We start from the raw sequence: 7,325 nt of genomic DNA on the forward strand, positions 1-7,325 counted from the left end.
GGGACGGGATAAATCGGCTGAAAAGTGTTTCACCGTCAACTCGAACAGGACAATCAGGCAATAAAGCACGCTCCGCACCGAACTTTCTGGCGATCCTTGTCATACTGTTGCGATGGATTACGTATGAAAAAAGGAGAGGTTCATGCTCGGACGCCGTCCGCCAGAGCCGAACACCGAAGACTCAAGCAGAGCCGCTTCTGCCCGTAACGCCGTGCGCGCTGGCTCGACGTTCCGCCTTACGGTCAGCTTTATGCTGGTGGTGGTACTGGCCTTTCTGACGGTCGAGAGCTGGCGCACCTGGCGCGACTATCGCGCTGCATTCGCCTCCGCGCGCGATTCGGTAACCAACCTGGCCCGCGCAACCGCACAGCATGCCGAAGACACCATCCGCCAAATGGACGTGCTGACCGCAGCGCTGAGTGAACGGGTCGAAGGCGACGGTCTGCAGAACCTCGACGTGCCGCGGATCCACAAATTGCTGGTGCAGCAATCGAAAATCATGCCGCAGCTGCATGGCTTGTTCATTTATGGCGCAGATGGCCAGTGGATCGTCACCGACAAGGAGGTCACGCCCGAGACCGCCAACAACGCCGATCGCGATTACTTTCAATACCACCGCAGCCATGATGATCGGCAAGTGCGCATCGGTGATGTGGTCGAAAGTCGATCGACCCATGACCTGATCATTCCCGTCTCCCGCCGCCTGAACAATCCCGATGGCTCGTTCGCCGGGGTGCTGCTGGGCACGGTCAAGGTCAGCTACTTTGTCGACTATTACGGTGACTTCAGAATCGATGACAAAGGCGCACTGGTGCTGGCCAGACGCGACGGCACCATCCTCGTGCGCCGGCCGTTCATCGCCTCGGTGATCGGCAAAAGCCTGGCCAACAGCGAGATCTTCAAGGTCTACCTGCCCAACGCCAACGCTGGCATTGCGCAAGTACGCGCGGTGGTCGATGACACTGAGCGGTTGTATGGCTATCGCGCGCTCACCACCTATCCGCTGGTGGTCGAGGCCGGGCTTTCGCGGGAATCGATCATCGAACCGTGGCAGCAGGATTTGCTGAAAAACGGCTTCGTGCTGGTGTTTCTGATTTTGGTGCTCAGCGGTTTCGGCCTGGTGGTGCTGCACCAGTTGCGCCAGCGCATGGCCATGGAGCGGGAAATTCGCTATGCGCACCAGACCATGCGCGACATGGCGCTGACCGACAGCCTCACCGGGTTGGGCAACCGCCGACGTCTGGACAATGCGCTGGTGGACGAAATTCGTCTGGCGCGACGGCAGGGTTCGGCGCTGTCATTGATCATGCTCGATGTCGACCACTTCAAACGCTACAACGACCAGTATGGCCATGCGGCCGGCGATGATTGCCTGAGCGCCGTCGGGCAGGCGATCCAGCAAGCGGTCAAACGACCGAGTGACCTCGCGGTGCGCTACGGCGGCGAAGAATTCACCGTGCTGCTGCCCAACACCGACAATGCCGGCGCCATTCAGGTTGCCGAAGACATTCTGCAAGCCATCCGCGCACTGAAACTGGAGCACGCCGGACATCCATTGGGCTATGTCACCGCCAGCGCTGGAATTACCACACGGCACCCGGTCGATGACACGGTTACCCCGGCAACTTTGTTGAAAGCAGCCGATACCTGCCTGTATCAAGCCAAGCAACAGGGCCGTAATCGCTGGTGCTCACAGGGCAAACAACCCGACATCGCGGTTATGAGCTAATAACACCTTCATTAAACCGTCGCTCAAACGTTGTACTAGGATAGGATCCAAGTCTGCGGTATTTCGTCGACCAAGGAGATCGTCGACAGTGCTGCAGACGTTTTTGAATTAACGCCTCTCAGGGATGACACGCATATGAATTCACACTTGTTCCCCCACATCGGCAAGGTCATCGCCAGCACCGGCAGCCGACACTTTCCGCGCATGCTGCATGACCTGATCCTGACGCAACTGGCGGTAGACGCCACGCACATCCGGCAGATGCGTGTCGAACCGCTGGGCCGCGCGTCGAGCCGCAGTGAGCCGGAGCCGCTGAAAGAGCCGGCCCTGCTCGCCGAAACGGTGTTTTCCGAACACAGTGCGGCGGCCCACCACTTACAGAATCCGCCGGCCGCAACCAGCGCGGACGCTTCGCAACTGCACCTGACCCGGCGCAAGGACGGCTACCGCTACGTGATTACGGTGTACCGCAACGACGAGTCGCAGCGCTTTTCCGCGCAGGAACGCAGCCTGTTGCAGGACATCTCCCCGGTGCTGCTGCCGATGGTGGAAAAACACATCAACGCCCTGCAACCGTCCGGCCCTGATCCACAAAGCCCACCCGAGTCCGCAGAAGGCAGCGGCCTGGAAACCTTGCGCTTGCGCTTTGACGAGCGTCTGGAGCAACTGGGGCTGAGTCTGTCGAACCGCGAAACCGAAGTGTGTGTCGGCCTGCTCGCCGGGCGCACGGCGCCGGAACTGGCCGAGCAGTTGGCGCTGAAGGTCAACACCGTTGAGAGCTATCTGAAACGGGCGGCGATCAAGTTGGGCATCAGCGGGCGGCATTCGTTGATGCGCTGGATGTATTCGCCGTTGGAGACGTTGGCGTCGAGTGCGGCGTGATACGCAGGGATAGTGAGAGTTTCGGTTTCTTGGGTGTGTCAGTGAAATTCCCCCCCTCACCCCAGCCCTCTCCCCCCAAGGGGGGCGAGGGGGAAAGGGAGCCGATCTCGGTTGAATTCGAAACTGAGTTCGACTTTTGAGCCGATCTTTGTGCTTTTCAAAACCTGAGTTCGACTCGGTATCTCACGTCGGTGCATCTCGAAAGAACCCCGCGGTCAGTCCCCTCTCCCCCTGGGAGAGGGTTAGGGTGAGGGCACTCCCGCGACGTGCTCCAAAGCCTGATTCACCGCCAATTCCCCCAACATCACCACTTGCGCGATGCCCAGCAAGGTATTGCGATGCGGCCCCTCCAGCATCCCGGCAAAATCAGCAAGCATGACCGAGGCCGAGGCCAGCGATTCACAGGCGTTTGCCAGCAGGGATTCGGAATCGGTTTGCGGGTTGACCCGGAACATAGCGTTGGGCGTGTAGGGCGTGGTCATGATGCTGGCCGCAGTGACCGGCGGATCGGGTGTCTTTGACATTCGCACAAACTCCTTCTGCGCAGCGTGGGAGCAGGCTCCCTCGCGCGGCAGTTTCGCAATTAGTTGGGCAAGCGCTGGTTTTCGAGGACGCGACTCACCACCAATTCGCTCAACATGATCACCTGCTGCAGGATCAGCATCTTTTTGCGGTGAGGGCTGTCGACCGAGTCGGCAAGGTCGCGGGCCATGTCACTGGCCGATGACAACGATTCGTAGGCTTCAACGAGCAGGGTTTCGTCGTCGATGGCGGGGTCGATCAGGTAGATCTTGCCGGTTTTGCGGGTGGGTTTTGAGGTTTTGAGCGCGGAAGGATTGAGGTAGAAATTGATCGCCCGTTCTGTGGCCTCTTTGATGTTTTGAGGTTCGAGCGCGGCGTCGTAGGGGATTGGATCGGTATCTGGTGGGTTGGGTGTGGCTTTGAACATAGATAAAGTCTCGTATCGAAATTAACCGGAGCCATCACTTTCGCTACCAAACGAAGGTGGCGGCCATGCGCGGGTTGGTAGACCGGTCGATACGGAAACCCGGCGCTCAATGAGCCCCACGCATGTCCACCATATAAAACGCAGCCGCAAAAAGAGACTGCATAAGGTGGCGCCATACGGCGGTACCGAAGCGGGCTACCAAACCCGATCACTGATTTGCAGTGACAGGCAAACGATATATCCCGACCCATAGCCGCGTAAGCCGGCGGATTCTGGCGTACGCGTAGGTAACGACGCAAGGTGCTGTAGGCGGTATGACGTAACGGTTCGTGTAATTTAAACGCGTTCACGGCGTTGTGTTTATTGATGGAAATTCTGGATGGCGGTGGATCCAGGTTTTGCGGTGTGTCAGTGGGATTTACCCCCTCACCCCAGCCCTCTCCCCCAAGGTGGCGAGGGGGAAAGGGAGCCGATCTTTGTGCTTTTCAAAACCTGAGTTCGGCTCGTTGTCCCACGTCGGTGCATTTCCAGCAAACACCGCAGTCAGTCCCCTCTCCCTCCGGGAGAGGGTTAGGGTGAGGGTCAGCTTTTAATCCCGCGCCAACGCCTCAATCGGATCAAGCCGCGAAGCATTCCGCGCCGGCACAAACCCGAACACAATCCCGATCAACGTCGAACACACCACCGCCGTCAGCACCGACGCCAGCGAAAACACCATCTCCCATTCCTTGATAAACACCGAAAACAGATGCCCGATCGCATACGACAGGGAAATCCCGATCGCCCCGCCCAACAGACACACCATCACCGCCTCCACCAGAAACTGCTGACGAATGTCCGACTGCCGCGCGCCCACCGCCATGCGAATACCGATCTCCCGCGTACGCTCGGTCACCGACACCAGCATGATGTTCATTACCCCGATACCGCCCACCACCAAAGAAATCACCGCAATCAGCGACAGCAGCAACGCCAGTGAGCGGCTGGTTTTCTGCACGGTCTGCAAGACGCTGTCGAGGTTGTTGGTGAAGAAATCCTTGGTGCCGTGGCGTTGCAGCAACAGTTGAGTGACGTGTTCTTCCACCACTTTGCTCGGCTGGCCGTCCTTCATGCGCACGCTGATGCTGTCCAGATAACGCTGACCCAACACCCGCCCGGCCGCCGTTTCATAAGGCACCCAGACATTCAGGGTCTTGCCCGAGGCGAACAGGCTTTTATCCTGCGCGGCCACGCCGATTACCGTGCACGGCAGGTTGCCGATCAGGATCACCTGGCCCAACGGATCGACGTCTTGCCCGAACAAACGCTGCCGGGTGTTGTGATCGATGACCACCACCTGTGCCTGGCGCCGCGCATCGTTTTCGCTGAACGGGATACCCGCGGCCATCTTGATCCCGCGCACTTTGAAGTACTGGTCGCTGACGCCGTTGACCTGCGCATCCAGGTCGATATTGCGGTAGCGCAGCAACAGGCTGCGGCCGATCATCGGCGTGGCACTGTCGACGTAATACAACTGATTCAGCGCGGTGACATCGGCCGGTGTCAGGGTTTCGATGGCCGCTGCACGTTTGTCGCCATAACTGCTGCCCGGATAGACATCGATGGTATTGCTGCCGATGGCGGCGATGTCCTTGAGCACGTAGTTCTTCGCGCCCTCGCCCACCGCTGAAATCGACACCACGGAAGTGATGCCAATGACGATGCCGAGCATGGTCAGCAAGGTGCGCATGCGATGGGAAATCAACGCCACCCAGGCCATGGCGAACGCCTCTTTGAACAGCCCGAGGCTGGCGACCAGACGCCGTGAGGCGGTGGCTTTCGGGGCCACCGGTTCATCGCTGAGCAGGTGCGTGGTGTCGCGTTCGTTGGCGCGGTCGCTGAGGATTTCGCCGTCGCTGACTTCGATGATGCGTTCGGCATTGGCCGCGACTTTCGGGTCGTGGGTCACCAGAATCACCGTGTGCCCCGCCGCGTGCAGCTCCAGGAGGATGCGCATCACCTCCTTGCCGCTGGCCGTGTCGAGAGCGCCGGTCGGTTCGTCGGCGAGGATCACTTCGCCGCCATTCATCAAAGCCCGGGCGATACTCACGCGCTGCTGCTGACCGCCGGAAAGCTGGCTCGGCCGATGCGTCAAATGCCCTTCCAGACCCAGCCGCGCTAACAATTCACGGGCGCGGGCATGACGCTGAAGCTGCGGCGTGCCGGCGTAAATCGCCGGCATCTCGACGTTGTGCATCGCACTCAAATGCGGCAGCAAGTGGTAACGCTGGAAGATGAAACCGAAGTAGTCGCGGCGCAGCTCGGCCAGGGCCTGATTGTCCAGATCGCGGGTTTCCTGGCCGTTGATTTTGTAGCTGCCGGCGGTGGCATAGTCGAGGCAGCCGAGGATGTTCATCAGCGTCGATTTGCCAGAACCCGAGGCGCCGATAATCGCGACCATTTCCCCGGCATTGATCGTCAGGTTGATGTTCTTCAGCGCCAGAAACTCGCGGTCACCGGCGGTGAAACTGCGGGTGATGCCGGTGAGCTGTAGCAGTGGTTCAGTCATGCTCAGGCCCCCGCCACATTGGTCAGCGGATCTCCGATCACCACGCGATCACCTTCAGCCAGGCCGCCATTGATCTGCACTTTGACGTTGTTGTTGATCCCGGTCTGCACATTGCGCGACTGCGCGTGGCCCTTGGCGTCCAGCACCCGTACCGGAAAACTGCCATCGGCATTGCGCGGCCCGAGCGCCGCCACCGGTACGGTCAGCACCGACTTGGCGGTGTCGAGGATAATGCGCACCTGCGCGGTCATCGAAATGCGCAAACGATGGTCGGGGTTCGGCACCTCGAACAAGGCGTTGTAGAACACCGCGCTGCTTTGCTTCGGTGTACCGGCGGGCGGCGTTTCAAGAAAGTTCTGTGGCGCCGGATCGGTGCCGCGCAATTTCGCGTAGTAGCGTTTGTCCTCGCCGAGAATGGTGAAATACACCTCCTGCCCCGGGGCGATGTGAATCACGTCGGCTTCGGACACCTGCGCTTTCACCGTCATGGTGTCCAGATCCGCCAGTTTCAGCAGGACCGGCGCCAGTTGGCTGGCGATCACCGTTTGCCCTTCTTGAGTGACCACGCCGACCACGTCGCCATCGATTGGCGCGACGATGCGCGTATACGCCAGATTGACCTTGGCCGTGTCGATCTGGATGTGCGCGCTTTTGATCTGCGCGTCCAGCGACATCAGATTGGCCTGCTGCACCTGATAGTTCGACTCGGCGGTTTCAAAATCCTGGCGCGAGATCGACGCGTCGTCCTGCAAGTTCTTGTAGCGCTCGTAAATCGCTTTGGTCTGCCTCAGTTGAGCCTGGGTCGCGCGTTTTTGCGCCTGCAGGTTCTCCTCATCGACCTGGGCTTGACGCAGCGTATTCTGCAACACCAGTGGATCGATTTCCGCCAGCCACTGGCCCTTCTTCACCTTGTCGCCGACCTTGACCTTGAGCGACTTCAATTGCCCGGACACCTGCGCGCCAACGTCCACTTGTTTGATGCCTTCGAGCAACCCGGTAGCGAGCACCGCGTTTTCAATGTCACTGCGTTCCACCGGCGCGGTCAGGTATTGCGGCGCCTCGGCCGGTGCCTGCACCGCGTAGAACGCCAATCCCGCTACTGCCACTAACGCCAAACCCATACCGACTTTGCGCAACTTCGACTTTTCCATAAATGACCACAAGTCCGTTCAGGGGTGAACCCGGCCAGCGGCCGGGCTCTGGTAGATAAACAACAA

At 59.7% G+C, this 7,325-nt stretch carries 6 protein-coding genes; 2 read left to right on the forward strand and 4 right to left on the reverse strand.

Annotated features, from left to right (window positions below; all coding sequences use genetic code 11):
- Nucleotides 1-142 precede the first annotated feature (142 nt).
- Together QOM10_RS17230 and QOM10_RS17235 are read left to right on the forward strand one after the other, a co-directional pair.
- A complete protein-coding gene (locus tag QOM10_RS17230) occupies nt 143-1,729 on the forward strand; it encodes a sensor domain-containing diguanylate cyclase (protein ID WP_316916605.1) in 1,587 nt (528 codons plus the stop codon).
- A 135-nt stretch (nt 1,730-1,864) separates the two neighbouring features.
- The gene (locus QOM10_RS17235) at nt 1,865-2,611 is read left to right on the forward strand and encodes a helix-turn-helix transcriptional regulator (protein ID WP_316916606.1); all 747 of its coding nucleotides are present in this window, start codon (nt 1,865-1,867) and stop codon (nt 2,609-2,611) included.
- Between the two features lie 242 nt (nt 2,612-2,853).
- On the opposite strand, the gene QOM10_RS17240 is transcribed toward QOM10_RS17235, so the two are convergent.
- From QOM10_RS17240 to macA, 4 genes are all read right to left on the reverse strand, one after another.
- Nucleotides 2,854-3,135 carry a DUF6124 family protein gene (locus tag QOM10_RS17240; protein WP_238704347.1) on the reverse strand — a complete coding sequence of 94 codons (282 nt, stop codon included), beginning with the start codon at nt 3,133-3,135 and terminating at the stop codon, nt 2,854-2,856.
- A 59-nt stretch (nt 3,136-3,194) separates the two neighbouring features.
- Nucleotides 3,195-3,560 (reverse strand): DUF6124 family protein, encoded by a 366-nt coding sequence (locus tag QOM10_RS17245; RefSeq protein WP_316916607.1) that lies wholly within the window; start codon nt 3,558-3,560, stop codon nt 3,195-3,197.
- Between the two features lie 589 nt (nt 3,561-4,149).
- A complete protein-coding gene (locus QOM10_RS17250) occupies nt 4,150-6,108 on the reverse strand; it encodes a MacB family efflux pump subunit (protein ID WP_316916608.1) in 1,959 nt (652 codons plus the stop codon).
- 2 nt (nt 6,109-6,110) lie between these two features.
- Nucleotides 6,111-7,259 (reverse strand): macrolide transporter subunit MacA, encoded by a 1,149-nt coding sequence (gene macA / locus QOM10_RS17255; RefSeq protein WP_160040705.1) that lies wholly within the window; start codon nt 7,257-7,259, stop codon nt 6,111-6,113.
- Between the last annotated feature and the right edge of the window lie 66 nt (nt 7,260-7,325).

The sequence above is a fragment of the Pseudomonas sp. P108 genome, assembly GCF_032613195.1.
In the GTDB taxonomy this organism is placed as follows: Bacteria; Pseudomonadota; Gammaproteobacteria; order Pseudomonadales; family Pseudomonadaceae; genus Aquipseudomonas.

What these genes read in the sequence shown, in the direction of transcription:
- QOM10_RS17245 (WP_316916607.1), bottom strand. Translation starts at nt 3,560, where the DNA reads ATGTTCAAAGCCACACCCAACCCACCAGATACCGATCCAATCCCCTAC.
- QOM10_RS17235 (WP_316916606.1), top strand. Translation starts at nt 1,865, where the DNA reads ATGAATTCACACTTGTTCCCCCACATCGGCAAGGTCATCGCCAGCACC.
- macA (WP_160040705.1), bottom strand. Translation starts at nt 7,259, where the DNA reads ATGGAAAAGTCGAAGTTGCGCAAAGTCGGTATGGGTTTGGCGTTAGTG.
- QOM10_RS17230 (WP_316916605.1), top strand. Translation starts at nt 143, where the DNA reads ATGCTCGGACGCCGTCCGCCAGAGCCGAACACCGAAGACTCAAGCAGA.
- QOM10_RS17240 (WP_238704347.1), bottom strand. Translation starts at nt 3,135, where the DNA reads ATGTCAAAGACACCCGATCCGCCGGTCACTGCGGCCAGCATCATGACC.
- QOM10_RS17250 (WP_316916608.1), bottom strand. Translation starts at nt 6,108, where the DNA reads ATGACTGAACCACTGCTACAGCTCACCGGCATCACCCGCAGTTTCACC.